The sequence below is a fragment of the Slackia faecicanis genome, assembly GCF_003725295.1.
Taxonomy (GTDB): domain Bacteria; phylum Actinomycetota; class Coriobacteriia; order Coriobacteriales; family Eggerthellaceae; genus Slackia; species Slackia faecicanis.
In genome coordinates this window covers 1-25056 of the sequence record NZ_QICB01000001.1, presented here as the reverse complement: position 1 = coordinate 25056, position 25056 = coordinate 1, and the positions used below count along the sequence as shown (strand labels likewise).

General features: G+C 61.5%; 21 protein-coding genes, 1 tRNA gene and 1 rRNA gene. 4 read left to right on the top strand and 19 right to left on the bottom strand.

Annotated elements, in window-relative coordinates:
* Positions 1–3 precede the first annotated feature (3 nt).
* The 3 genes from DMP07_RS00115 to DMP07_RS00105 form a co-directional block, all read right to left on the bottom strand.
* Positions 4–708, bottom strand: coding sequence for a TorD/DmsD family molecular chaperone (locus tag DMP07_RS00115; protein WP_123197141.1), 705 nt, complete (start codon positions 706–708; stop codon positions 4–6).
* 141 nt (positions 709–849) lie between these two features.
* A complete protein-coding gene (locus tag DMP07_RS00110) occupies positions 850–1476 on the bottom strand; it encodes a DMSO/selenate family reductase complex B subunit (RefSeq protein WP_123197140.1) in 627 nt (208 codons plus the stop codon).
* 12 nt (positions 1477–1488) lie between these two features.
* Positions 1489–4134: a molybdopterin-dependent oxidoreductase gene (locus DMP07_RS00105; RefSeq protein ID WP_123197139.1), complete on the bottom strand. Its 2646-nt coding sequence runs from the start codon at positions 4132–4134 to the stop codon at positions 1489–1491.
* A gap of 464 nt (positions 4135–4598) precedes the next feature.
* Between DMP07_RS00105 and DMP07_RS00100 the strand changes: the two genes are divergently transcribed.
* Positions 4599–5372, top strand: a complete 774-nt coding sequence (locus tag DMP07_RS00100) for a biosynthetic peptidoglycan transglycosylase (RefSeq protein ID WP_123197138.1) — start codon at positions 4599–4601, stop codon at positions 5370–5372.
* Between the two features lie 147 nt (positions 5373–5519).
* Entirely contained in the window at positions 5520–6902 is a 1383-nt protein-coding gene (locus tag DMP07_RS00095; RefSeq protein WP_123197137.1) for an aldehyde dehydrogenase, read from the top strand.
* 281 nt (positions 6903–7183) lie between these two features.
* On the opposite strand, the gene DMP07_RS00090 is transcribed toward DMP07_RS00095, so the two are convergent.
* A complete protein-coding gene (locus tag DMP07_RS00090; RefSeq protein ID WP_123197136.1) occupies positions 7184–7621 on the bottom strand; it encodes an acyl-CoA thioesterase in 438 nt (145 codons plus the stop codon).
* Between the two features lie 87 nt (positions 7622–7708).
* Positions 7709–8623, bottom strand: a complete 915-nt coding sequence (gene metA / locus DMP07_RS00085) for a homoserine O-acetyltransferase MetA (RefSeq protein ID WP_123197135.1) — start codon at positions 8621–8623, stop codon at positions 7709–7711.
* A gap of 268 nt (positions 8624–8891) precedes the next feature.
* On the opposite strand from metA, the gene DMP07_RS00080 reads away from it, so the two are divergent.
* A complete protein-coding gene (locus DMP07_RS00080; RefSeq protein WP_123197134.1) occupies positions 8892–10172 on the top strand; it encodes an O-acetylhomoserine aminocarboxypropyltransferase/cysteine synthase family protein in 1281 nt (426 codons plus the stop codon).
* A 297-nt stretch (positions 10173–10469) separates the two neighbouring features.
* Positions 10470–11042, top strand: coding sequence for a phosphatase PAP2 family protein (locus tag DMP07_RS00075; protein WP_123197133.1), 573 nt, complete (start codon positions 10470–10472; stop codon positions 11040–11042).
* Positions 11043–11124: 82 nt separating this feature from the next.
* Here DMP07_RS00075 and murB read toward each other — a convergent pair whose 3' ends face one another.
* The 14 genes from murB to rrf form a co-directional block, all read right to left on the bottom strand.
* Positions 11125–12081 carry a UDP-N-acetylmuramate dehydrogenase gene (murB, locus tag DMP07_RS00070; protein ID WP_123197132.1) on the bottom strand — a complete coding sequence of 319 codons (957 nt, stop codon included), beginning with the start codon at positions 12079–12081 and terminating at the stop codon, positions 11125–11127.
* Positions 12082–12249: 168 nt separating this feature from the next.
* A complete protein-coding gene (locus DMP07_RS00065) occupies positions 12250–12612 on the bottom strand; it encodes an arsenate reductase family protein (RefSeq protein ID WP_123197131.1) in 363 nt (120 codons plus the stop codon).
* 17 nt (positions 12613–12629) lie between these two features.
* Positions 12630–14312 carry an NAD(P)/FAD-dependent oxidoreductase gene (locus DMP07_RS00060; RefSeq protein ID WP_123197130.1) on the bottom strand — a complete coding sequence of 561 codons (1683 nt, stop codon included), beginning with the start codon at positions 14310–14312 and terminating at the stop codon, positions 12630–12632.
* Positions 14313–14360: 48 nt separating this feature from the next.
* A complete protein-coding gene (locus tag DMP07_RS00055) occupies positions 14361–15602 on the bottom strand; it encodes a BaiN/RdsA family NAD(P)/FAD-dependent oxidoreductase (protein ID WP_123197129.1) in 1242 nt (413 codons plus the stop codon).
* Position 15603: 1 nt separating this feature from the next.
* Complete coding sequence (locus tag DMP07_RS00050) at positions 15604–15852, bottom strand: hypothetical protein (RefSeq protein WP_123197128.1); 249 nt, start codon at positions 15850–15852, stop codon at positions 15604–15606.
* 197 nt (positions 15853–16049) lie between these two features.
* Positions 16050–16124, bottom strand: a tRNA-Glu gene (locus DMP07_RS00045).
* A 110-nt stretch (positions 16125–16234) separates the two neighbouring features.
* Positions 16235–16726 (bottom strand): Cys-tRNA(Pro) deacylase, encoded by a 492-nt coding sequence (gene ybaK, locus DMP07_RS00040; protein ID WP_123197127.1) that lies wholly within the window; start codon positions 16724–16726, stop codon positions 16235–16237.
* Complete coding sequence (locus tag DMP07_RS00035; RefSeq protein ID WP_123197126.1) at positions 16716–17612, bottom strand: DUF4013 domain-containing protein; 897 nt, start codon at positions 17610–17612, stop codon at positions 16716–16718. The genes ybaK and DMP07_RS00035 overlap by 11 nt, the downstream gene beginning before the upstream one ends.
* A gap of 113 nt (positions 17613–17725) precedes the next feature.
* On the bottom strand, positions 17726–18100 hold the full coding sequence (gene rplL, locus DMP07_RS00030) for a 50S ribosomal protein L7/L12 (RefSeq protein ID WP_123197125.1): 375 nt from the start codon (positions 18098–18100) through the stop codon (positions 17726–17728).
* Between the two features lie 82 nt (positions 18101–18182).
* Positions 18183–18704, bottom strand: coding sequence for a 50S ribosomal protein L10 (gene rplJ, locus DMP07_RS00025; RefSeq protein WP_123197124.1), 522 nt, complete (start codon positions 18702–18704; stop codon positions 18183–18185).
* A gap of 349 nt (positions 18705–19053) precedes the next feature.
* Positions 19054–20982 carry a Tat pathway signal sequence gene (locus DMP07_RS00020; RefSeq protein WP_123197123.1) on the bottom strand — a complete coding sequence of 643 codons (1929 nt, stop codon included), beginning with the start codon at positions 20980–20982 and terminating at the stop codon, positions 19054–19056.
* A gap of 65 nt (positions 20983–21047) precedes the next feature.
* Positions 21048–23708, bottom strand: coding sequence for an aconitate hydratase AcnA (gene acnA, locus DMP07_RS00015; RefSeq protein ID WP_123197122.1), 2661 nt, complete (start codon positions 23706–23708; stop codon positions 21048–21050).
* A gap of 212 nt (positions 23709–23920) precedes the next feature.
* Positions 23921–24532: a hypothetical protein gene (locus DMP07_RS00010; protein ID WP_123197121.1), complete on the bottom strand. Its 612-nt coding sequence runs from the start codon at positions 24530–24532 to the stop codon at positions 23921–23923.
* 401 nt (positions 24533–24933) lie between these two features.
* Positions 24934–25047, bottom strand: a 5S ribosomal RNA gene (gene rrf / locus DMP07_RS00005).
* Positions 25048–25056: the final 9 nt, after the last annotated feature.

Genomic DNA, 25056 nt, shown 5'->3' with positions numbered 1-25056 from the left:
ATGCTACAGGCGATGATTATACGAAAACGAACCATTTCCTTCGTCGAACGCGATGCCGAAGCGCGCGGCGCACGACCGCTCAAGCCCGAACACCAGCTCCCCGACCCCGCGATAGTAATCGGTTTTCGCGTGCTGCTTCACCAAGTAACGCCAGGCAGAAAGCCAAGGAAGCATATGCTGCACAAGGAAATCCTCGAAAGCTTTGAGGGGCTTGCGCGAAGCCTCTTCGTCTCCCGATTCCCCCAAGCGCAGCGATTCGCGCACAAGATGGGCGCAAAACGCCAGCATGATGCCCAGGGCATCGTCGGGCTCGCTCGCTTTGCGGTCGCTTTCCAGGCCCCATGCCCGATAGGCGGCACGCGCGGAAAGCGTGCTTTGTCCGAACATGATCGAGTTCGGCTCCGTGTAATACGACTCGTTGATGGACGCCTCGGGAGCGCCCAGGCCGACGAACAGACGAAGCCACTCGCGCTGCAGCGATCCGACCGCCTCGTCAACATCGCCCGCTGCTCCCGCACACCACTGGCGCATCAGCGCCAGCCCGTTCGCAACCGCCTCGTCGTCTTGCCCAAAAGGCGCAGCGGCGAACAGGTCGTCGTCGATGCACGATTCAATCCAGGCCCGCCCAGGCTCCACCTGAACCAAACGTGCGGCGAAATCGAAAGCAACGCCTACCGAGGCAAGCTCTTCTGTGGAAAAGCACGCCATTCGTCCCCCTCTCCGTGCTCAGCATCTCGAAACAAGGCGGTTTCGAGAGAGCACCACGTAATACGCCGCAGGGCGGAATCATCCGCCCTGCGTCTTTCATTCTATCGCGCCGAACCGACGCGCGCGATGTGCGTCGGAAAGCTAGAGCTCTTCCGCAAGATTGACTGTAGAACCCGTTCCCGCGCCCGTTTTCTGAGCGGCGGGATGAGGCTTGATGATGAGGTTGGCGCCAGTGGTGTTTTCCGGCAACGGCTCGATTTCGACATCCCCTTCGCCGTATTTGGCAATGAGCTCGTCTTTGTCGCCCCAGTCAAGCGCACGCATCGGGCAAGAAGCAACACAGAACGGAACATGCCCCGACGACACTTCGTCAAGACACATATCGCATTTCGATACGACACCCGTTTCCTCGATAAACGTAGGAGCCTCATAGGGGCATGCCGTGATGCACGCCTTGCATCCAATGCAAGCTTCCCGGTCTATCGAGACGATTCCGGTGTCTTCGTCCTTCGAAATAGCGCCCGTCGCACAATTTGCCATGCAGGCAGGCATGTCGCAATGATTGCACGACAAGGAAATCTTGTAGCCGAAAGCACCTTCGGGGACATAGCAGCCCGATGCATCGACGGACCAGGAGCCGCCCTGGTACTCCAGCACACGACGCCAAAGATTATCCGTCGGGAGCTTATGGTTCTCTTTGCAAACCACCTGACACGTCTTGCATCCCGTGCATTTGGAAGAATCGAAATAAAATGCATACTGAGTCATAGGAGGCCTCCTCTATCCCTCGATGCCAACGGGCGTAACAACGGGACGGTTCTTGTCGGGCAAAAGCTCCAAGGGGCCGTCGTACTTTTCGACCTGCAAAATCGTTCCCGTCCACGCCTGGCAACCACCGCCGGATGACTTCGGGGCCTGAAGGACGTTCGGGCATCCGCCCAAATCGATTCCCGTCTCTTCGTCAATCTGGAACCAGGCACCATCCTGCATGGCAACAGCACCAGGAACGATATTCGGAACAACCTTGGCAGGGCGCAAAACTTTTCCATGGGGGCTTGTCATCAAAACGATGTCTCCGTTCTTGATGCCGCGCGCCTCGGCGTCAACCGTGCTCATGAAGCATTCCTGCGGGAAAGCTTCGCGCAAGCTGACAACGTTGTCATTGACCGAATGCGCGCGCCTCAAAGAATGCGGCGTCCAAAGCAAGAGCGGATATTCATCAGTACGTGCCTCAACGCCCTGCTCGGGGTCTCCCACCTGATAGATGCCAATAGGAGCAATGGTGGAGTAACCGACGGAATTGATCATCGCCGCAAGCGTTTCGCAATAAATCTCAAACTTGCCCGAAGCCGTGGCCAAAGGCGCGCCTGCAGGGTCGGCGATGAAAGCCGCATAAGGCTCGGGAATAACCATCTCTTCCGAAAGCTCGGCCTTCAGGATGCCTTGCTCACGGAATTCCTGGAATGTGAATTTCCCTTCCTGAGGAGAGCCCTCCACACCGGGGAAATATGTATCGATTTCTTCCTGCGTAATCGTAAGCAGCGGCGAAGGCTGGAAGGTGGTACCGTCCATATACACCGCATCGCGCACGGTTGCGTATGTCCTCTCGGAATCAGTAAGCGAATTAACCACCTTGGGATCGACCCCGAGGCGCTTCGCCAGTTCTTCCGCAATCCAGCTTTCAGGCTTGGATTCGTAAAGAGGATTCATGATTTGATCGAACCACAAAGCCGAGGAGGCATCGCCGGCAAACGCCTTGTTCGGTTTCTCCCAGAATGTGCAGCAGGGCAGCAATACGTCGCAATACTGTCGCGTGGAATCGAAGAACGGGTTGCATCCCCACACGAAGTCCATGCCGCGCACCACCTCGATGCCCGTCATGGTATCCGGAATCTGGTTCAGCGTGCTCATATGTCCGCCAAAGTAAGCGGCATGAATGTCGATCTTGCGCTTCCCCGTGGGCCAGCAGTCACGACCGTATTCGCCTGCCTTGATGGAGCGCCACGTCTCGGAAGGCTCAAGATTCAGCCAACCTTCAGGATCTTCCATGGTCGCAAACACAGGAATGGGGTAATACATGTATACAGGAGCCCCTGCAGGCTGAAGAGGATTGACGGGATCCGCATCAACAGGGCAATACGAACCGGGATTGACACTGCTGCTCATGAAGTCCTTCATGCCAGACCAGCCGAAATAATGCCCGGGCATACCAATTCCTCCATGCATAAGCGCCATGGTATAGAAACTTTGAACGAATTGTTCGCCCGCAGGAATCTTCGAAGTAGACTGGGAGGAGAAGAAATCGACCTTGTCAACCGAGGCGATTTCGGTCGCAAGCTCACGAATCTTCGCAGCGGGAACGCCGCAAATCTTCTCGGCCCATTCGGGCGTTTTCGGAACCATATCGTATCCCGTGCCCATGACATAGTCTTTCCAGGATGCGTTGGCGGGAGCCCCTTCGGGCATGTGGTCCCCGTCAAAACCCACGCAATACGTATCAAGGAATTCCTGGTCATAGGTTCCAGCAGCAATCCATTCATGGCAAATGGCAATAACGAGAGCCGTGTCGGTGCCGGGAATAATGGGAATCCATTCATCGGCAACCACCTGGGCAGTCTGATTCAACCATGGGTCTATGACAATGACCTTCGCACCGCGTTCGCGACACTGCTGCAAATACCACGTATGATTGCCAGCCTTGTTGGCCGCCCAATTGCAGCCAAACATGACATGCAAATCACTCGAAAGCATCTGAATATGGTGCGGGGTATTCGTCATGGCGAAACCGCCGAGCATGTGGGTGTCCGCCACGGACCAAGAACCGAACGAGACAGTTCCCGCCTCAGCATGAACCGAACCGCCAAGAGCGTTCAAGAGGCAGACATTCTGGTCGTAATAACCGTCTCCGATATTGGACGAGGCCCCGCAAAGAATGCCCTTCGGGCCGTATTGATCGAGCATGCGCTTGATGCCATCGGCAACCAGATCAAGCGCTTCGTCCCATTCCATACGTTCCCATTCGTCCTTGCCTCGCAAGTCTCCATGAGGATCGTCAAGGCTGAAGTTCTTGCGCTTCATGGGATATTTAATACGCGCAGGAGAAAGCACCTCGCTCATCTTGGCGCGACCACGAAGGCACGAACGACGCTGAGGCATCGCATACGAATCGATCTCGGACTCATCGCTCCTCGTTTTCAGGGGAACTCCGTCTTCAACATAGACTTTATTAAGACAACGAGACGAACCGCAGCTGCAGTTGTTGTAGCAGGGAGCATTGAGCCATGCGCCCGACTCAGCAGCACCCGCACCCGTCTCTTCCTGGGCTTCATTCTTTGGAGCGCAGGCATTCAACCCGACAAGCGATGCGGTTCCCGCCGTCGCCGCTCCCCACTTCACGAAATTTCGCCGAGTCAACATGGCGTCCATAGTTTCCCCTTCCCCCTATCCAAGCGGTTCGAATCAAAGCAAATTCATTCGAACCATCGATAAAACTGTCCTATCTGCCTTAGTTAGATAGGACAGTTTGATAATGGATATTCTATCCATGTTTTCTCCATAAAGCAATTTCATTTGCGTAAATTAAGGCTAATGGCAATAGCTCTATTTCTCCAATCTGTACTATGATAGTATGACAGTTAATTGAATGGATATATCGATACAGCCTATGCAATCCCGCGCATACGGCGCTTCATGCTCGACAGAAACGCCGTGCGTCACGCGGCCCAGCAGAACAAAGCAGCCCCTCCCGGAAAACGCAGCTTTCATGAGCTGCGTTTTCTTTTCTGCAGCATACCGATCATTTCGTCACCGAATCGGCATCGTTGCGTCATTCCGGCGCAAGGCGCATCGTGCATACTGAGGCCAACAAGCCGGCGCGGGAAGGAGGGCCCATGCGACGACCCGCGTACACCAACGACATCTCCAAGAAAAACGGATTCGGCCGAGCGTTGCGCAAGCTCGTGAAATGGTTCCTCATCCTACTGCTTGCATTCCTCATGGGGACCTGCGCGTATTTCGGCATACGGGGCTATACGCTCTATAAGCAGGCCTCCGAACGAGAGAGCGTCGCGCAGATGGCCGAGAGCATTCGCGCAAACAGCGCCTACATCGACCTCGAACGGCTTCCGCAAGTCTACCTCGATGCCGTCGTATCGGTCGAGGACCACCGTTTCTACCAGCATCCCGGATTCGACGTCTTCGCCACCGCCCGCGCGCTCTGCAACGACATACGCGCGGGGGCGATCGTCGAGGGCGGCTCGACCATCACCCAGCAGCTCGCCAAAAACGAGTTCTTCACCCAGGAGCAGGTCATCGAACGCAAAGTGGCCGAAGTGCTCATGGCCTTCGACATCGAACGCCAGCTGACCAAGGAGGACATCTTGGAGCTCTACGTCAACTCGATCTATTTCGGCGACGGCTATTACGGCATAGGAAGCGCCTGCGCGGGATATCTGGGCAAGGCGCCCGCCGAGATGGCCGACTGGGAAAGCGTGCTTTTGGCCGGCGTGCCCAACGCCCCGAGCGCCTATGCGCCCACCCTGAACTTCGACCTGGCCTGCCAGCGTCAGCGCCACGTGCTGGCGCGCATGGTGAAATACGGAGCTCTCAAGCAAGAACAGGCCGACGCGATCGTCGCGCAAACCCCCGCAGCGCTTCCTCGATAGCCGCGAGAAAATGCCGGGAACAGGCCTTTTGAAAAACACGTCCGCGACGATTCAAACGATTCGGTGCCGGGTTTCACCGAACGTCGCGGCCCGAGCGTACCATTGACCGAAACACGGCGCCCCGCGGCGCCGACGAAGGAGGCCCGCATGAATACAGAGAAAACCATCGAAAGCGCCGTCGAAAGGCTGCGCGCCCATTTCGCGACGGGCGCCACGATCGACATCGACGAACGGGTCGACGCGCTCGTCAGGCTTCGCAAGGCCGTCAAAAACGCCGAGCCGCGCATCGCCGAGGCGCTCGCGGCCGACCTCGGAAAGCCGTCGCAGGAAAGCTATATGTGCGAAATCGGACTCACGCTGGCCGAGCTGCGCCACCAGCTGGGACACCTGCGCGGCTGGGCCGAGCCGAAACGCGTGCGCACCGACCTGGCGAACTTCCCCGCGACAAGCTTCACCGTGGCCGAGCCCTACGGCGTCGTGCTGGTCATGTCGCCGTGGAACTACCCCTTCATGCTCGCGATGGAGCCGCTGATCGGCGCGATCGCGGCGGGCAACTGCTGCCTGGTGAAGCCGAGCGCCTACGCCCCCGCCACCAGCCAAGTCGTGGCCGACATCGTGGCCGAGGCCTTCGACCCCGGCCACGCGTTCGTCGTCCAGGGCGGGCGCGCCGAAAACGCCGCCCTGCTCGAGCAGCGTTTCGACTACATCTTCTTCACCGGCAGCACGACGGTCGGAAAGCTCGTCATGCAGAAAGCGGCGGCGCATCTGACGCCCGTCTCGCTCGAGCTCGGCGGCAAGAGCCCCTGCATCGTGGCCGCCGACGCCGATATCGAGCTCGCGGCCAGACGCATCGTGTTCGGCAAGTACCTCAATTGCGGCCAGACCTGCGTCGCGCCCGACTACGTGCTCGTCGACGAACAGGTGCACGACCGCTTCGTCGACGCCGTGAAGCGAAACATCACGGCCATGTTCGGCGAATTCCCGCTCGACGACCCCTCGTACGGACGCATCGTGAACCGCAAGCATTTCGGCAGGCTGCTCGGCTTGATCGAACCCGCGAAAACCGCGTTCGGCGGCGGCTTCGATGCCGATTCGCTGCGCATCGAGCCCACCGTCATGACGAACGTGACGCTCGACGACGCCGTCATGCAGGAAGAGATCTTCGGGCCCGTCATGCCCGTCATCGCGCTCGAGCATATCGAAGAAGCCGAGGCGCTGGTCAAGTCGATGCCCGAGCCGCTCGCCTTGTACCTGTTCACGCGCGATGCCGCCCTCCAGGACCGCTTCGTGCGCCACGTGCCCTTCGGCGGCGGATGCATCAACGACACCGTGATGCATCTGGCCACCTCGAACATGGGATTCGGCGGCGTGGGTGCCAGCGGCATGGGAAGCTATCACGGCAAGAAGAGCTTCGATACGTTCAGCCACGAGAAAAGCATCCTGAAGAAGGGCTCCTGGTTCGACGCGCCCCTGCGCTACCGCCCCTACTCCAAGGCGAAAGAAGCTGCCATCCGCGCGCTGCTGCGCTAGCCGCGAAAAGCGGCGTCATGCCGGCGGCGGGCAGTCAGACGCAAGAGCCGGCCCTTCCGCAGCGGGCGGCCCGCTCGCGTCTGTCGCAGACGTTTTTCGAAGGCGTCCATAAAGAAAGCTTCCCGCCCCTTTTCTCTTATCCAAGGAACGGGAAGCGGCCCTGGGCCCGCCCGCATCGGCCGGGCCCGAAAAGAAACGGCTCAGGCGCAGTGCCGGAGCCGTTTCGCACAAGCCGTGCGCGATTTCGTTCGGCCGCCCGGCATACGGAAGGCCGCTTCTCGCTATTCGCCCGCCTCGAGCGCCGCCGTATAGGCCGCATACAGCTCGGGCATCGCGCGCTTCTGGCTCACCGGCCGAAACGTCGAGGAATCCACCAGGCAGTGCGTGGTGCGGCCCGTGCAGCAGGGCTTGTCGACGCCGATTTCCTGGCCTTCTTTATATACCTCGTAGACGTATTCGGTCTTCGACTGCGTAAGCTTCGACACGCTCGTGCGCACGACAGCCGTGTCGCCGTACGTCAGCGGCGTGCCGTATCGCAGCTGCACGTCGACGACGGGAGACATATATCCCGCCTTCTCCATGTCCACGTAGGGAAAGCCGAGCTTTTCGAGGAACTCCGCGCGGGCGATCTCGAACCACACCAGATAATTGGCGTGATAGACGATGCCCATGCGGTCGGTTTCCGCATACCTGACTTTGATCCTGCTTTCGGAAATCATGCTATCCCTCCTGTTCGCGGCCGCATGCAGCCCGCCCCTCAAAGGAAAGCGGCACCTTCGCGCAGGTGCCGCCCGGTCGATGGAATCCTACAGAGCGCCCAGGTCGTACGGGGTGGTCTGATAGACGTAGTAGTTCAGCCAATTCGTGTAGATCAGCTGGCCCTCGGCGCGCCACGAAACGATGGGCGCCTTCGAGGGGTCGTCATCGGGATAGTAATGCACGGGCACCTTGATATCGAGGCCGCGCGCCACGTCGCGATCGTATTCGAGCTTGAGCGTATCGCCGTCGTATTCGGGATGGCCGAACACGAAGAAATGCTTGGAGTCGATACTCTTCGCAATAGACACGCCGCATTCGTCGGAATACGCGACCACCTCGAGCTTCTGGTTGGCCACGATGTCTTCGTAACACGTCTCGGAATGGCGCGAATGGGGCATCATCGACACGTCGTTGAAGCCGCGCACCAGAGGCGAAGACGGCTTGATCAGGCGATTCTCGAAAACGCCGAAGCATTTCTCGTCAAGATTGCGCTTCGGCACGCCGTAATGGTGGTACAGCGCCGCCTGCGCGCCCCAGCATACGTGGAAGACGCTGTGCACGTTGGTCAGGCTCCAGTCCATGATTTCGACCAGTTCCGGCCAATAGTCGACCGATTCGAAATCGAGCGTCTCGACGGGGGCTCCCGTGATGATCATGCCGTCGTAGCGGTAGTCGCGCACCTCGTCGAAGGTGCGGTAGAACGTTTCCAGGTGGTCGGCCGAAACGTTTTTCGACTGATGGCTGGCGATGCGAAGCAGCTCGACCTCGATCTGCAGCGGCGTGTTGGACAGCTTGCGCATGATCTGGGTCTCGGTGACGATCTTGGTCGGCATCAAATTGAGCAACAGCACACGCAGCGGGCGGATGTCCTGATGCATGGCGCGATGCTCGGTCATGACGAAGATATTCTCGCCCTCCAGGATAGAGGTGGCGGGCAGCGCGTCGGGAATTCTGATAGGCATGAAAGGCTCCTTCTGCCGTCGCCGCGCGAACGCCCTTTCGATCGCACGGAGGAAATTCAACGCGTGCCATTGTAGCAATTCGCCCGCGCAGGCCAAGAATGCGGGCGCGAGAACCTGATGCATTTGCGTTAAATCGACGTGAAGGCGCGAGCGGGGCCGCGCTCGAAACGTATAATGGCAACGCTATTCCGCCGCATGCCCGCCGAAGCCGCGCGATACGTCGCACGGCCGCCCGCCGGGACATGCCAAGCCTTACGAAGGAGCATCCATGACCGAACGCATCGGCACCACCTGCGTGCAGGGCGGCTACCGCCCGGGCGACGCCCAGCCGCGCCAGATTCCCATCTATCAGTCCACCACGTGGAAATACGACACCTCCGAGCACATGGGCAAGCTCTTCGACCTCGAAGAGTCCGGCTACTTCTACACCCGCCTGCAGAATCCGACCAACGACTACGTCGCGGCGAAGATCTGCGAGCTCGAAGGCGGCACGGCGGCCATGCTCACCAGCTCGGGCCAAGCCGCGAACTTCTACGCCATGTTCAACATCGCCGAATGCGGCGACCACATCGTGGCAAGCTCCGCCATCTACGGCGGCACCTATAACCTGCTCGCCGTCACGATGAAGCGCATGGGTATCGAAAGCACCTTCGTCTCGCCCGACTGCACTCCCGAAGAGCTCGACGCCGCTTTCCGTCCCAACACCAAGGCCGTGTTCGGCGAAACCATCGCCAACCCGGCGCTCGCCGTGCTCGACATCGAGAAATTCGCAGAGGCCGCACATGCCCACGGCGTGCCGCTGATCGTCGATAACACCTTCCCCACGCCCGTGAACTGCAGGCCCTTCGAGTGGGGCGCCGACATCGTGACCCACTCCACCACCAAGTACATGGACGGACACGGCGCAGGCGTCGGCGGATGCATCGTCGACTCCGGCAAATTCGACTGGATGGCCCACGCCGATAAATTCCCCGGCCTCACCACCCCCGACGAAAGCTATCACGGCGTCACCTACGCCGAGCGCTTCGGCAACGAAGGCGCCTTCATCACCAAGGCGACCGCCCAGCTCATGCGCGACTTCGGCAGCATCCAGAGCCCGCAGAACGCGTTCCTGCTCAACATGGGCCTCGAGAGCCTGCATGTCCGCATGGCGCAGCACTGCAAAAACGGCCAGGCCGTGGCCGAATTCCTGAGCAACCACCCGAAGGTGGCCTGGGTGCGCTTCCCCGGCCTCGAAGGCGACGCTTACCATGACCTCGCGCAGAAGTATCTTCCCGAAGGCGGCTGCGGCGTCGTGAGCTTCGGCGTCGCGGGCGGCCGTCCTGCGGCCGAGAAGTTCATGGCGGCCCTGAAGCTCGCGCAGATCGCCACGCACGTGGCCGATGCGCGCACCTGCTGCCTGCACCCCGCAAGCTCCACGCATCGCCAGATGAACGACGACGAGCTCGCCGCGGCGGGCATCAGCGCCGACCTGGTGCGCATGAGCTGCGGCATCGAGTCCACCGAGGACCTGATCGCCGACATCGCCCAGGCGCTCGAAACCGTCTAGACCCCGAGGCGGACGAAGCGCGGACCGCGGCTGCCGCGTCCGCGCCGAACCGCCCCGTTTCTCCCGGAGAACATGAAGAGCCTCCCGTTTCTTGGACACGCGAAAAGAAACGGGAGGCTTTCTTCATAGCCGTCCGTATAAGACGCGGGCGCGAAGCTGCCGCGGACATGCCCGAACGCGACGTCTTCCGCAGAGCCTGAGCCGGCGAAAACGGCCGCCCTGCGCCGCGGCCCCGAAAGACGCATCCGTTTCCCGCCTGTCACCGAGCGCGGCGCGCATGCCGGTACAATGCCCGTCATGCTTGAACAACTTACCTCAATAGACATCTCCATATTGCACGGCATCCAAAACGCGCTCCAGTCGAGCACGCTCGATGCCGTCATGCCGTTCGTCACCTCGCTCGGCAACTTGGCCTTCATCTGGTTCGTCATCGCGGCCTTGCTTCTCAGCAAGAAGGAATACCGCTTCTACGGCGCGGTGGTCATCACCGCGATCGCGGCGGCATGCCTGATCGGCGAAATCGGCATCAAGAACATCGTCGAGCGGCCTCGGCCTTTCCTCGTCGATCCCACGCTGGCCACGCAGCTCATCGAACTGCCGCACACGTTCTCGTTCCCGTCGGGACACACGGGAAGCTCGTTCGCCGCGGCCACGGCCCTGTGCTTTCTGCCCATGATGCATTCCTGGTTCAAGGCCATTCCCCTGCTCGGCGCGGCATCCATCGCTTTCTCGCGGCTCTATCTGTGCGTCCACTACCCCAGCGACGTGCTGGGCGGAATCGTCGTCGGTGTCATAAGCGGCATCATCGGCATGCTGGTCGTGAAATATCTCGTACGCCGCAAGAAGGAACGCGCTGCCGCGCAGGCATAGCCCCGACCCTCCCCTCAATACGGCAATGCCCCCGATTTCTCCTGAAATCGGGGGCATTCTTTTCTTCATGCCTTGATGTTCGCTAGCGCCAAATGCGCACTTCAGGCTCCATCGCAACGCCGAAACGCTCCTGGACGCGCGCCTGCACGTCTTCGATGAGCTGCAGCACGTCGGCGGCCGTGGCTCCTCCCGCGTTGACGACGAAGCCCGTGTGCTTTTCGGACACCTGCGCTCCGCCGACGCGATAGCCGCGCAGCTCGGAATCCTGGATGAGCTTGCCCGCGAAATAGCCTTCGGGACGTTTGAACGTGCTTCCCGCGCTCGGCATTTCGAGCGGCTGCTTCTCTTCGCGGCGGGCCTTCAAATCGTCCATGCGCGCCGCGATATCGGCCGCGTCGTCGGGCGTCAGCTCGAGCGTCGCCTCGACCACGACATAGCCCGCCGCATCCATCATGCTATGACGATACGACCAGTCGGCCTGCTCGCGCGACACCTTCACGACGTCGCCTTCCGGCGTGATGCACGTCAGCTCGGCCGCCACGTCTTTGAACTCGCCGCCATACGCTCCCGCGTTCATGATGGCGGCGCCGCCGATCGTGCCCGGAATGCCGCTCGCGAACTCGAAGCCCGCAAGGCCCGCCGCAAGCGCCGCATCGGCCACGGAGGCGTTGGTGGCGCCCGCCTGGACGCGGATCGCGGTCCCTTCGACGGCTATATCGGACAGGTTGTCCAGGATCTGGATGATCGCGCAGCGCAACCCCTCGTCGGCCACCAGAAGGTCGCTGCCGTTTCCTACGACGCGATACGGCATGCCCGCCTCGTCGCACGCCCGCATGACCGCCGCGACCTCGTCGACGGCGTGCGGCATCACGTAGATATCGGCAGGGCCGCCGATGAGAAACGTCGTATGCCTCGCCATAGGCTCGTCCGCAAGCACGTTTTCGGCCCCGACGATGTCGGCGAGCGAAGAAATAAGCTCGTTTTTCTCGGCGACGTCCGCGCGAAGCGGAGCCCCCTCGTTCGGGCAAGCTGTAGCCATCGATACCGCCTTTCTTCGGAAACGCGCGCCGCATCGGGCGCGACCGTCTGTTTCATTTCTCCAAAGCATACCAATTCGAGGCGCGTCGCGAAGCGACGGCACCGAAACGGCAGAGCGGCCGCGAACTCTTCGCAGCCGCCGAAACCGCGTCCCGCAACGCCGCGAAGGCTACGAAAGCAGCGCCTCTTTCCACGCCTCTTCTTTAAAGCCCACCAGCACGAAATCGTCGCCCACGACGATCGGGCGCTTCACGAGCATGCCGTCGGAGGAAAGAAGCTCGTAGCACTCCTCGTCGGTCGCGTCCGCATCGAGCACCGCCTTCATGCCGAGCTCACGGTACTTCATGCCGCTCGTATTGAAGAAGCGGCGAACGGGAAGGCCGCTGCGGGCATGCCAGTCGGCAAGCTCTGCGGCCGTGGGCGCGTCTTCGACGATATGGCGGTCCGTATACGCAACCCCGTTCTCATCGAGCCACTTCTTGGCCTTCTTGCACGTCGTGCATTTCGGATATTCGACGAACAGAACGCTCATGACGTCTCCCTTTCTCTCTACGAGGCGAATCGATCGCCCTCGTTCATGCATGCGATGACGGCTTCCGCCACGCGCAGGCCGTCGACGGCGGCCGACATGATGCCGCCCGCATACCCCGCGCCTTCGCCGCACGGGAAAACGCCCGTGTCGCAGCGGCCCGAAGTCGCCGAGAGCGCCTGCATGCTCGCTTTGTCGCGCACGATGCGCACGGGGCTCGAGCTGCGCGTCTCGACGCCCGTCATCACCGCATCGGCCGAAGAGAAGCCCTTCAAGCGGCGATCGAGCAGCGGCAAAGCTTTCGCAAGCGAGCGGGAAACGAACGCGGGCAGCACCTCGTGCAAGTCGCACCAGGCCACGCCGCGCGCATAGGACGGACGCACGGCGCCTTCGCGCTCGCCGCCGCTCGGCCTGCCCGCAAGGAAATCGCCGACGTATTGCGCCGGCGCCGCATAGGTCGATCCCGCCACGCGAAACGCCGCGCGCTCCATCGCCCTTTGAAGCTCGACGCCCGCCAGCACGTCGTCGCCCTCGAGGTCGGATTCGTCGATGCCCACGAGAACCGCGGAATTCGCGTTGGCGCCGTCGCGCGCGAAGCGACTCATGCCGTTCACGCACACGCCGCCTTCCTCCGATGCCGCGCAGACCACTTCGCCGCCGGGACACATGCAAAACGTGTAGACGCCGCGCCCGTCGTCGAGATGCACCGCCAGCTTGTAATCGGCCGCGCCGAGAGCGGGATGCGAGGCCGCCTTGCCGTACTGGGCCCTGTCGACGAGCTTCTGCGGGTGTTCGATGCGCACGCCCACCGAAAACGGCTTGCGCTCCATGAGCAGCCCCGCATCGCGCACGGCCTCGAACGTGTCGCGCGCCGAATGGCCGCACGCGAGCACCAACAGGCGCGCAGGCACCTCTTCGCACGATGCCGCGCCCGGCCGCCTGACCGAAACCGAGGCCAACGCCCCCTCGGAAAAGCGCATCGATTCGAGGCGCGTGTCGAAACAGACCTCGCCGCCCGCCGCGATGATGTCTTCGCGCATGCGGCGCACCACGCCGACGAGCAGGTCGGTGCCGATATGAGGCTTCGCCTGCCAGAGAATCTCCTCGGGCGCGCCCGCGGCGGCGAAGATATGCAGCACGTCCTTGCAGCGGGGATTCTTGATGTTGGTGGTCAGCTTTCCGTCAGAAAACGTTCCCGCGCCGCCTTCGCCGAACTGGATGTTCGATTCGGGATCGAGCACTCCCCCTCCGTTGAAGCGGGCGACGGAACGAAGGCGGTCTTCGACGCATCCGCCGCGTTCCAAGACGAGCGGCCTGGCTCCCGCCTTGGCGAGCGCCCATGCGGCGAACAGGCCCGCGGGGCCCGTGCCCACCACGACGGGCCTGGCGTCGGAATCCGCGGCGACGCGCGGAGGCTCGTAGCCCCCGTACGACTCATAGACTTTGACGTGGGCAGGAGGCTTGCAGCCGCGCGCGACGACCGCCTCTTCCTCTTCGAGAGAGCCCGCGCACTCGAATACGTACGACGCCACGAAATGCACGTCGTTTTTCTTACGCGCGTCGACGCTGCGCTTCGTAAGGCGCAAACCGCCGATCCTCGAAACATCGACCCCTACCGCCTTCGCGACGGCCTTGCGCGCGATTCGCTCGCCCTGCGCGAGGCCGGCGTCGAGGGGAAGGCGCAGGTTGCTTATCTCAAGCATGGAAACCCTTTCCGGATGTTTTCGCGACACGCCGCGCGGCACGCGAGGCTAGGAGCGGACGCAGCGCGCCGCAGCCCTGCCCGCGATCATGCCGCTCGTCCATGCCCAATGAAGGTTATAGCCTCCGCAGCGGCCGTCGATATCGAGCGATTCGCCCGTAACGAACAGGCCGGGGTGCTTCTTGCACTGCATCGTGGAGGGATCGAAGCCCTTCACGGCATATCCGCCGCGCATCACCTGGGCCTGTTTGGGGTCGGATATCCCCTTGACCGTCAGGCCGAACGACTCGGACACCATGGCGAGCACCACGGCCTCCTGCTCGGCCACGATCGGCTCGTCGGGGTCGATGCCCGCCGCGCACACCACGGCGCGCGCGACCCGAGACGGCAGCATGCCCGACATGATCTGACACGCCGTGCGGTTCGGATGCGCGATCGTCTGCTCCCAGATGAAGTCGACCTTCTGCTGCGGGTCGAGGTCGGGAAGCAGGTCGATGAACACCATCTGGCCGGGGCGTACGTGGCGCGACATGTCGAACGCCGCGATGCCCGAGATGCCGTAATCCCTGAAAAGGACCTCGCCGCTGGCCTCGGGACCCGCGTAATCCGATTCGAAATCGGGATCGACCACGTCCATCCACGCGTCGCTCAGATCGGCGGGATCGGTGTCGAGATACAGGCGGGCGCGCACGCGGATGCCTGAAAGGCCCTTGATGTTGGCGGTGTCCGTCTTCAGTCCCGCAAGCACCGGATGCGTCGGAATGTATTTGATGTCGTCGGGAACGAGGCCTTTCGCAGGCGCTCCGCCGACGGAAACGATCACGGCGTCGAAATCCTGCTCGGAGCCGTCCTCGAAACGCACGGTCCACCCCTCGACGCCGTCGCGTCGGCAAGGCGCGACGCTGCGCACGGGAGCGCCGCAGCGCTGCTCGACGCCCGCCTCGTCGAGGCAGAGGCGCAAAACATCGACGACGGTCGCAGCCTTGTTGCTGTACGGATAGACGCGTCCTTCGTCTTCTTCGAGGGAGAGCAGGCCTGCATCGGAGAAGAAGCGCTGCACCTCTTCCGGCGGAAGCGCGTTCATGGCGGCCTGTACGAATTCGGGGCGGTTGTAGTCGTCGCTCATGATGTCGGCGTTGCTTATGTTGCAACGGCCGTTGCCCGTGGCGAGGATTTTCCTGCCGATGCGGTCGGCGGCCTCGAAAACGACCGTCTCGACCCCTTTGCGGGCTGCTTCGATGGCAGCGACGAGGCCGGATGCCCCGCCGCCGATAACAGCGATACGCGCCATGCTAGACCTCCTTGGAAATCGTGGGGCCGTGCTTGATGAAGAACGTGCACGCCCTGCAGATCTCTTTCACGGCCGCCGAGCGGTCGACTTCGGGATTGTCGAGAATAGCGAGGCCGAGGGCCACCTCGTGGGTCGGACGATCGCAGGCCGCGAAATTGCAGTCGGGAGGACACGGCTCGCCGGGCACGTTATGCGGACAACGGCTCTGCATCTCCTCGTCGCATCCTCGCAACTCCCAGCAAAACGCCATGGCGTCCTCCTTCTTATCGGAATCGAACGGCGGACGGGGGGTGAAGCGGCAAACGACGCGGCGCCCCAGCCGCAAAGAAATCATTTCGATCAATGATACTCCGGACGGCCGAGCTGCGACGCCCAGGCCCGCACGGCAACGAAATCGCCGGAAACAAAAAACCCGGACATCGAACGATGTCCGGGTTGAACAACCGATGGTGCCCCCAACGAGAATCGAACTCGTGTCTCAGCCTTGAAAGGGCCGCGTCCTGACCTCTAGACTATGGGGACACTTAAGCAGCTCGGTTATTATTGCAAATCCCCCTAGGTATTGCAATAACTTTTTTCAAAAAATTTCGGAGTTCGGCCGAAATAAAAAGAAATGCCTGATGAGAGAAGCATCAACACGACAGGTCGACGATGCTGGCATCGCACGATCGCACCAGGTCCGCCAAAGAAAGCTCGATTTGATCGCCGATACGTCCTCCCGAGCACATGATGCCGTCCTCGCTCAGAAGAGCCGTCTCGTCGATGAACGTCGCGAAATGCTTCTTCATGCCCAGCGGGCTGCATCCGCCGTGGACATAGCCCGTCAAAGGCAAAAGCTCGCGGGAACGCACCATCGCGATGCTTTTCTCCCCCGCGGCCGTCGCCGCCTTCTTCAAGTCGAGCTCCATGGCCACGGGCACCATGAACACGTAATGCTCCCCGCTTTTCCCCTGGGCGACCAGCGTCTTGAAAACCCTGTCAGGGTCTTGGCCCAAAACCGAGGCTACCTCGACGCCCGAAAGCGCCTCGTCGCCGTCGTAGACGCGATGCACGTACGGAATGCCCGCAGCGTCGAGCAGGCGCATCGCGTTCGTCTTTTCCACCTTGTCTTTCCTAGAACCCATAGCGGCCCGCCTCCTGGAAGCACGGCGGCGGCAGCGGGTCGTCCTGCGAACCCCAGCGCGCCACGTCGAACTGGGCGGCCCAATAGCCCAGGCTGCGATACACCAGCGCCTGCACCATGACCGCGCACACGACCGAAACGTAAGCGACCGCCAGGGCGAACAGCAGCGCCGCGATGAATCCCAGGGCGGCCAAGCCGCCGAGGCCCAAAGCGGAAACGCCGGAATAGTCGGCGAAGCCCGCCACGCTCATGGCCGCGATCATGCCCAGGAACAGCACGACGAACCAGACCACCGACATCACGGCGCCTACCACCAACGTGGCCAGCAATCCGCAGAAGAAGATCCTCAGAAGGCCCGCGGGGTCGCGCCTGATCATGCACCACACGTGCCTGAGCTGAAAGCCCGAGCTCAGCGTGTCGTAGATGCTCATGCGGATCAAGGCCACCCATGCGAAGAACTGGACCGCGAAGACGGCCACGACGCTCGCAGCAAACACGCCGAACGAGCCGAACAGCGCGGGAAAGACCATGAGCCCCGTGTAGCGGGACCCGTCGAACAAAGCCGCGAACAAGCCGCCCGCGAATCCGAGCAGGCTCACGAGAACGAATACGCCGACGAAAACGGCAAGGGCCGTCGCAAGGCCTATCAGCAAAGCGAAAAAGCCCCGTCGGTACAGAGAGCCGTCTTCGTTTCCGAATATATGCTTCGGCATGGGGTTGTCCATGCCCCAGGCGGCATCGCGCGCCCAGCCAAGCAGATATCCGGAAACGACCACCGGCCCGAAAACGGGTATCAACGACACCAACGCAAGCAGGCAGATTTTGCCGAGCCAGGCGTCGCTGCCGCGAACAGCCCGCCATGAGCGGAAAAAGTACTCTTGCTTCATGCGCGATTCCCTCCTTGCCCGAATACGGATATACGACTATACAACGAAGGGCCGAGGCAAACGCCTCGGCCCTTCGTTCGTAGCATAAAAGAAATTCGCCTGTTGACGAGTTGTTACTTCAGGGTAACAGCAGCGCCGGCCTCTTCCAGCTTGGCCTTGATCTCCTCGGCCTTGTCCTTGGCAACACCCTCCTGGATAGCCTTGGGAGCGCCCTCGACGACCTCCTTGGCCTCCTTCAGGCCAAGACCGGTGATCTCGCGGACAACCTTGATGACAGCGATCTTGTTGTCGCCGAAGCCCTCGAGGACGACGTCGAACTCGGACTTCTCCTCAGCAGCACCAGCGTCGGCAGCCGGAGCAGCAGCAACAGCCACGGGAGCAGCGGCGGAAACGCCGAAGACTTCCTCGAGCTCCTTGACGAGCTCGGAGAGCTCCAGGGCGGGCATTTCCTTCAAAGCTTCGATGATCTCTTCACGAGTAACGGCCATGGTAATGGCTCCTTTCACAACAGGCGTCTCCGAAGCGACGCCTCGATTTTCACATTCGCGGCTTAAGCCGCACTATGCAGCATTACGCTGCGGACTTCTGATCCGCGATAGCGGAAACCGCGCGAGCGAAGTACTCCATGGGGCCGTTGCAAACGCGGACCATCTTGACCATGGGGTTGCTGATGGTACCGAGCAGCTTGGCGATGAGCTCCTCGCGGGAAGGCAGGGCTGCGATAGCCTCGACCTCTGCGGCGCCGTAGGCGACGCCGTCCATCATGCCGCCCTTGATGACCAGGTTCTCGTTCTTCTTCGCGAAGTCCTTGATGGCCTTTGCGGAAGCGACCGGGTCGCCCGTGGCGAACACGAAAGCGGAAGGACCGGAAAGAATGTCGCCCAGCTCGGGGAGCTCGGCGTTCTCCAGGGCGAGACGCATCAGGGTGTTCTTGTAAACGCCCATCTTCGCGTCGGCCTCACGGACGCTGCGGCGCAGGGCCTCAACCTCTTTCACGGTAAGACCGCGGTAATCGATGACCCACATTGCGGAAATACCCTCGAGGTCCTCGGCGATCTTTGCGACGTTGTCGATATTGTGCTTGTTCGGCATGCTGATTCACCTCCTTTTCGTTTTCGCTCAAATGCTCCGCCACGATAAATGGTGGGCCTTTTCGCAAAACGAAAAGAAAAGACCCCCGGTCGAAGACACGGGGGTCGCACTATCATCATGCGCTCCACCTCGGCTGGCTGCAATGCAATTAAATCCCTCGGGATGCCTGCTGTCTTCGGCAGCGGAACTATCGTTCACATGCGTTCTTAAAACGCAAGGAGATAGTATAGCCGATCCGCGCGATCATGCAAGGATCGATTTCCAGCTATGAAGAAACGGTGGATCGCCTCCATGCGAAAGGAGGGGCGGCATCCGCCCCTCCCTCATGCGGTCGCGCTCGGCACGCCCGCTATGCGGCGTTCGCCTGCTCGGTCGCTTCCGCAGAGCCCTCGGCCGCATCGACCTTCGGCTCGGACTCCGTCGCAGCGGCGGGAGCCTCGGCGGTCTCCTGTGCCGCATCGGCTACGGCAGCGGCCCTCTCGACGATTTCCTGGACCATGCTCGTGGGATCGCCCTCGGTATAGCGCAGCGCGATCGTGTCGCCCACGCCGTAGGAGACGACGTTCACCATGGCAGGCAAGGCGAAGTCATAAATGCGCGCATCGCCCTCGAGCGTCAGGTAGAAGTGCGAGTTGCCCTCGATGACGGCCTGCGCGATCGTCTTGATCTTGCCGCTCGCCTCGGCGAACGACTGTCCCTCGGCCGGAGCCTCGGCCGATCCGCTCGCGGCGATCAGCGAAGCGTAGGACTTCTGCGTGTCGGCGACGGTATCGCCCACCGCGACGTTCTGATAGCTCCTGATGTCGACCATCGCGTACTTCTTCACGAGGCCGGCGTCGTCTTTAAGGGCCATGAAATACGTCGGGGTGTTGCTTACGTTGATCAGGATCGGGAACGTGGCATGATAGCGCAGGTTCTGGACCTGGCCCTCGGCCGACTGCATGGCCGAATCCTCGGTCGCGCCCGCGACGGAATAGAAGTGGCTTTCGGCCGTGCGCTGGTTCACCAGGACGAAGCCGACGATCGAGTTGTCGCCCGTCGCAGACGTCACGCCCGTGTACATCCACACGTCGTCGTCTTTCGCCAGGTAGTTGTAACCGAGAGTGCCGTCGGTGCCCGGGGTGGTCTGGACCACGCCGTTCTGGCCGAGCCAGCTATTGAACCAGCCGTCCTTGTACTTGCCGGACCAGTTGTACTGCTGGATGAGCAGCGATGCGGGATACACGCGGTCGACCCACTCGGGGACATCCTCGACCGCGAGGTCCTGGCACTCGCCCGTCGACGCGTTCACCAGAACGGCACGCGAAACGGTTTCGCCGCCGAACAGGCCGATCGTGAAGTCGCGCACGGGGCAGATCCACCAGGCGTTGCCCTCGTCGTCGATTTCGAAGGACTTCTCGCCGAACATGTAGAAGGGATACTTCAGCTGCACGTAACGGTCGATGTTGCGCGCAAGGGGCTCGCTTTCGGAGTACTTGATGGTCTTGTCGCCCTCGAGGCGCACGACCTCGGCGTCCTGAGAGGTCATATCGACCACCACGTAGGCAGGAATGCCCTGCTCGCGGTTCTGCAGCCACTTGAACAGGTCGGCATAGGTCAGCGGACTGACGCGGACGGGATGGTCCTGGTAGTTGATCTGGCTGTACAGGGGCGAGATCTCGAACTGGCTGACCAGGTCGGACATGGCGCCCATGGTGCGGTTGCCCAGCAGCGCGGCGGAAGCGCGGTCGATAACCGGAATTTCGTTATAGTCGACTTCCTGGATGTCCTGGGTGAACTCCATATCGGCAGTCTGCAGGATGCCGGCGTATTTCTGGGCATTGCCCGGGAAGAACGCCACCGAGAGCAGCGTGCCCAAAACCACGAGCACGGCCACGGCCACGGGGATGAACGAGAGGAACTTGAACGTCTTCGCCTTGCCCGCGCTGCTGCTCACCTTCGCCGTTCCCGTCTTATACGCCCTCGACTTGGAGCGGAAGAACAAAAACGACGGGAGCAAGATCACGACGGCGATGAAGAACCAGGTGTCGACGCTATGGATATTGATGGGCGGATGGAACCACCAATATGCCACGGCAAGCACGAGAACGACGAGCACGGCGCTGACGATGAGGGTCTTTTTGCCCATGCTCTCGAATTTTTCCTTCAGGTTGTTGAACTCCGCCGTCGTGTCGAACTCCACGTGCGGCGCGCCCTGCGCGGCCCCTTGGGGTCCGCCGACACCGAACGGATCGTCCACACCGAACATGGTGAAGAACGGATTGTGGTTGTCTGCCATTGATTCCCTTTCTTGTGTCCGATTGCACGAAGCGCGGCGGAATGCGTCGCGCTTCGTGTTTTTTCTTATTCAGCTGCTTCGGCCAAATGGCGAAGCACGTATTGCAAGATACCGCCGTGCGCCATGTAGGCTCCCTCCGTCGGCGTATCCACTCGTACTATAGCCTGGAATTCCGTCGACGATGCGTCCTGGCGCGAAGCCGTTACCTTCACCGTGCGCGGCTCGGGAAGCTGCGGGCTTCCGTCGCCGAAATCGACGCGCTCGATCGTGAAGGTCTCCGTTCCGTCCAAGCCGAGGCTCTCGACGCTTTCGCCGTCGAGGAACTGAAGCGGGAGAATGCCCATGCCCACGAGATTCGAACGGTGGATGCGCTCGAAGCTTTCCGCGAACACCGCGCGCACGCCGAGGAGCAAGGGGGCCTTTGCCGCCCAGTCGCGCGACGAGCCGCTGCCATACATCTTGCCGGCCAAGACGACGCAAGGCGTGTCGCTTTGCGCATAGCGCTCGGACGCTTCGAAGATGCTCGTGATGTCGCCCGTGGTGAAATCGCGCGTATAGCCGCCGTTGCGTCCGTCGGCAAGCAGATTGGAAAGCTTCACGTTGCCGAAGCCGCCGCGCGCCATCACCTCATGGTTTCCGCGGCGGGCGCCGTACGTGTTGAACATCTCGTCGGCCACGCCGCGCTCCCTCAGGTAGCGCGCCGCCGGGCTATCGGAGGCGATGCTTCCCGCAGGAGAAATATGGTCCGTCGTGATGAAGTCGCGCACATTCACCAACACGCGCGCGCCTTCGATGGCACCGCAGCCGTCGAGCTCGCGACGCATGCCTTCGAAATACGGAGCCTTGCGCACGTAAGTCGAATCGGCATCCCAAGCGAAGATATCGCTCGGCTCGACCTCGAGGGCCTTCCATGCCTCGGTGCCGTCATAGAGGCCCTTGCCGCCCTCTTCGAACAGCTCCTCGGTCACGTATTCCGCCACGACGCGGTCGATTTCCTCGTCGCTCGGCCAGATGTCGCGCAAGAACACGGGATTGCCGTCGGCGTCGGCGCCCAAAGGATCGGATTCGAAATCGAAATCCATCGTGCCCGCCATCGCGTAAGCCACCACCAGCGCCGGGGAGCACAGGTAGTTCTGGGAGACATCGGGGGAAATGCGGCCGTCGAAGTTGCGGTTGCCCGACAAAACGCTCGTCAGCTCGATGTCTTCGGCGATATCGTGCATCTGCGGCCACACCGGACCGGAGTTGCCGATGCAGCTCATGCATCCGAATCCGCAGGTCGAAAAGCCCAACTCGGCCAAAGGATCAGCCAGACCGGCGCGCTCGAGCATGAGCTGGGTCGCATGGCTGCCGGGCGCCATGACACGTTTCACCCACGGCTTGGCCTGAAGGCCGGCCTCGCGGGCATGCTTCGCGACAAGGCCGCATGCGACCATCATCGCGGGGTCGGTGGCGGTCGTGCAGCTCGTCACCGCGGCGATGGCGATGGCGCCATGCGTCAAATCGAACGAAGACCCGGCGAAATCGACCGTGCGGACGACCGACTCGTCGAGGGAGCGCTCGGCGCACACATCGACGAAACGACGAAGCGCGGAAGCGGCCGCGAACCTGTTGTGCGGGCGGCTCGGGCCGGCAAGGCTGCATTCGACGGTCGAGAGGTCGAGTTCGACCACGTCGCTGTACACGCGCTCGATGCCGTCGTTCCATAGACCCTGCGCCTTGGCGTAGCCCTCGACCAGCTCGACCTGCTCCTGGCTGCGGCCCGTAAGACGCAGGTATTCCAGCGTACGGTCGTCGAAGGGGAACAGCGTGCACGTGCAGCCGTATTCCGGAGTCATATTGGCGATGCAGGCGCGCTGCGTCGCGGACAGCGTGGAAACGCCTTCGCCGAAGCATTCGACGAAGCATCCGACCACGCCCTTCTCACGCAGCATCTGGGCGAACGTCAAAGCCGCATCCATCGCGGAAACGCCTTCGCGCAAAGCGCCGGTCAGATGGACGCCGATGACGCGTGGAACGAGCGTGGTGATCGGCTGACCGAGCGCCGCGGCCTCGGCCTCGATGCCGCCCACGCCCCACGAAAGAACGCCGATGCCGTTGGCGGTGGTGGTATGGCTGTCGGTTCCGACCACAGTGTCGAAATACGCGATTTCACCTTCGTCGTTTTCGCCCGTCATGACGCCCGTGGCGAAACGTTCAACGTTGATCTGGTGGCAGATGCCCGCTCCGGGAGGAACGATACGCACGTTTTCGAAAGAATCCTGAGCCCATTTCAGGAAACGATAGCGCTCCTCGTTGCGAGCGAACTCCATTTCCATGTTCTTCTCGAGCGCGCCCGGGCAACAGGCTACGTCGGCGATGACCGAGTGGTCGACCACCAAATCAAGAGGAATCTGAGGATTAATGCGAGTGGGGTCGCCGCCCAGATCGCGCGCCGCTTCGCGCATGACGGCGAGGTCGACGAACACGGGAACGCCCGTGAAATCCTGCAAAAGGACGCGAGCCGGCATGTATTCGATTTCACCGCCCTGCTCGCCTGCAAGGCCGGCGGAAACGACGCGCTCCGCGAAAACGCGGGCCGTCTCGTCATCGGACGCATTGCGCAAAACGTTTTCGAGCAGAATGCGCAAAGAGAACGGCAGGCGCTCGGCGCCTTCCACAGAAAGCACGGGATAATACTGAAGGGTGCGGCCTCCCGCATCGAGAACCGAAGTGCGATCTCCCATCAAAAAACCTCCGTCGTGATAATCGGACAGAAACGCCGGGCCGCGCTCGAAAGCGAAAACCCATCGAAACGCATGCGATGGGCATATAAAAAAAATCGCCCGAGGCAGAGCACAGCGTTCGTATCATACCATTCGCTTTAGTCGAATGGAGCATACGATTCCGTCATCGGCAATGCCTCGGGCGAATACGTCCTAGCAGGATGAAAGCGCGCCTATTCGGCCTCGAGCTTACCGAGGATCTGCTGCGCCCTTTTCTTCAGAGAACCCCTCGCATTATGGGCGTCGAATTCCATACGGGCTTTCAGCGCGGAAGCCACTTCGGAATCAAGACCGCTTTCAGAGAAGAGCGCGATGGCCGCAAGCATCTCATGGAATTCCGCATCGCCGTGATAGCACTGGATGGCCTCGTCGATAAGCGGCCAAACCTTCACGCTGCGCTCCTGGGACGTCGAGCCGATGCGACACAGGAAACGGATGGCCGCCAGATGCAGCGGACCGGAATCCTCGTCGAACAGCGCGCCTTCGGCGCCAGGCAAGGCTTCTTCACAGCGCTCGACATCGATCGCGACGAGCGCGGTCAGAATATCGAGGCACTCCCAGCGAGTCTGGGCCTCGGGCTTCTCGAGGGCGTCGATAACGACGTCGATATAAGGAAGCATCGCCTCGGGCTGGGCAGCGGCTACGAACGAAAGCGTCGAGGCCGCGTTCTGACGCGTGCGGCGCGAAGAGCTTTCCATGCGCTCGATAAGCCCCTCGAGAATATTCTTGTCTCCAAGCGCCATGTGCGCGAGCTGCTCGCGTTGAGCTTTGATAGTCTCTGACATGCTTTCATCCCATCTCGATTATTGAATCAGCTTAATCATTTTCATGATAGCGTCTCGGCGTCCTCATCAGGGCCGAAGGCGATCGACTCCACGGAAAAGACGGCTTCGACGCTCTCGCAGAGACGAGGTCGCCGCCCTACGATGCGACCTTTCAGCAAAAACACCCGAATCATTTCGCATGCAGCGGTGGTTTCGCCCCCCCTACCGCAAGGCGCGTGCCACTGCGAATCGTACGCCCGACGATGATCGGAAAACAAAATCGGCGAACGACGCCGGATACGAAAAACGCCCGGCAGCCGAAGCTGTCCGGGCGCATCGCGCGCCTGAAAGGCGCAACGCTGTCGCATGCGTGGTTAAAAGAAAAGGGTCCTTGAGGACCCTCTGGCGCGAAGCGCCGCGCGCGAGCGCGACGACCCTGCCTTCCGCGGACTACACCGCAGTACGTCGGGCGATGGCGGGCTTAGCTGCCGGGTTCGGCATGGGACCGGGCGATCCCCGCCTCCGTGGTCGCGCTCGCGCGGGGC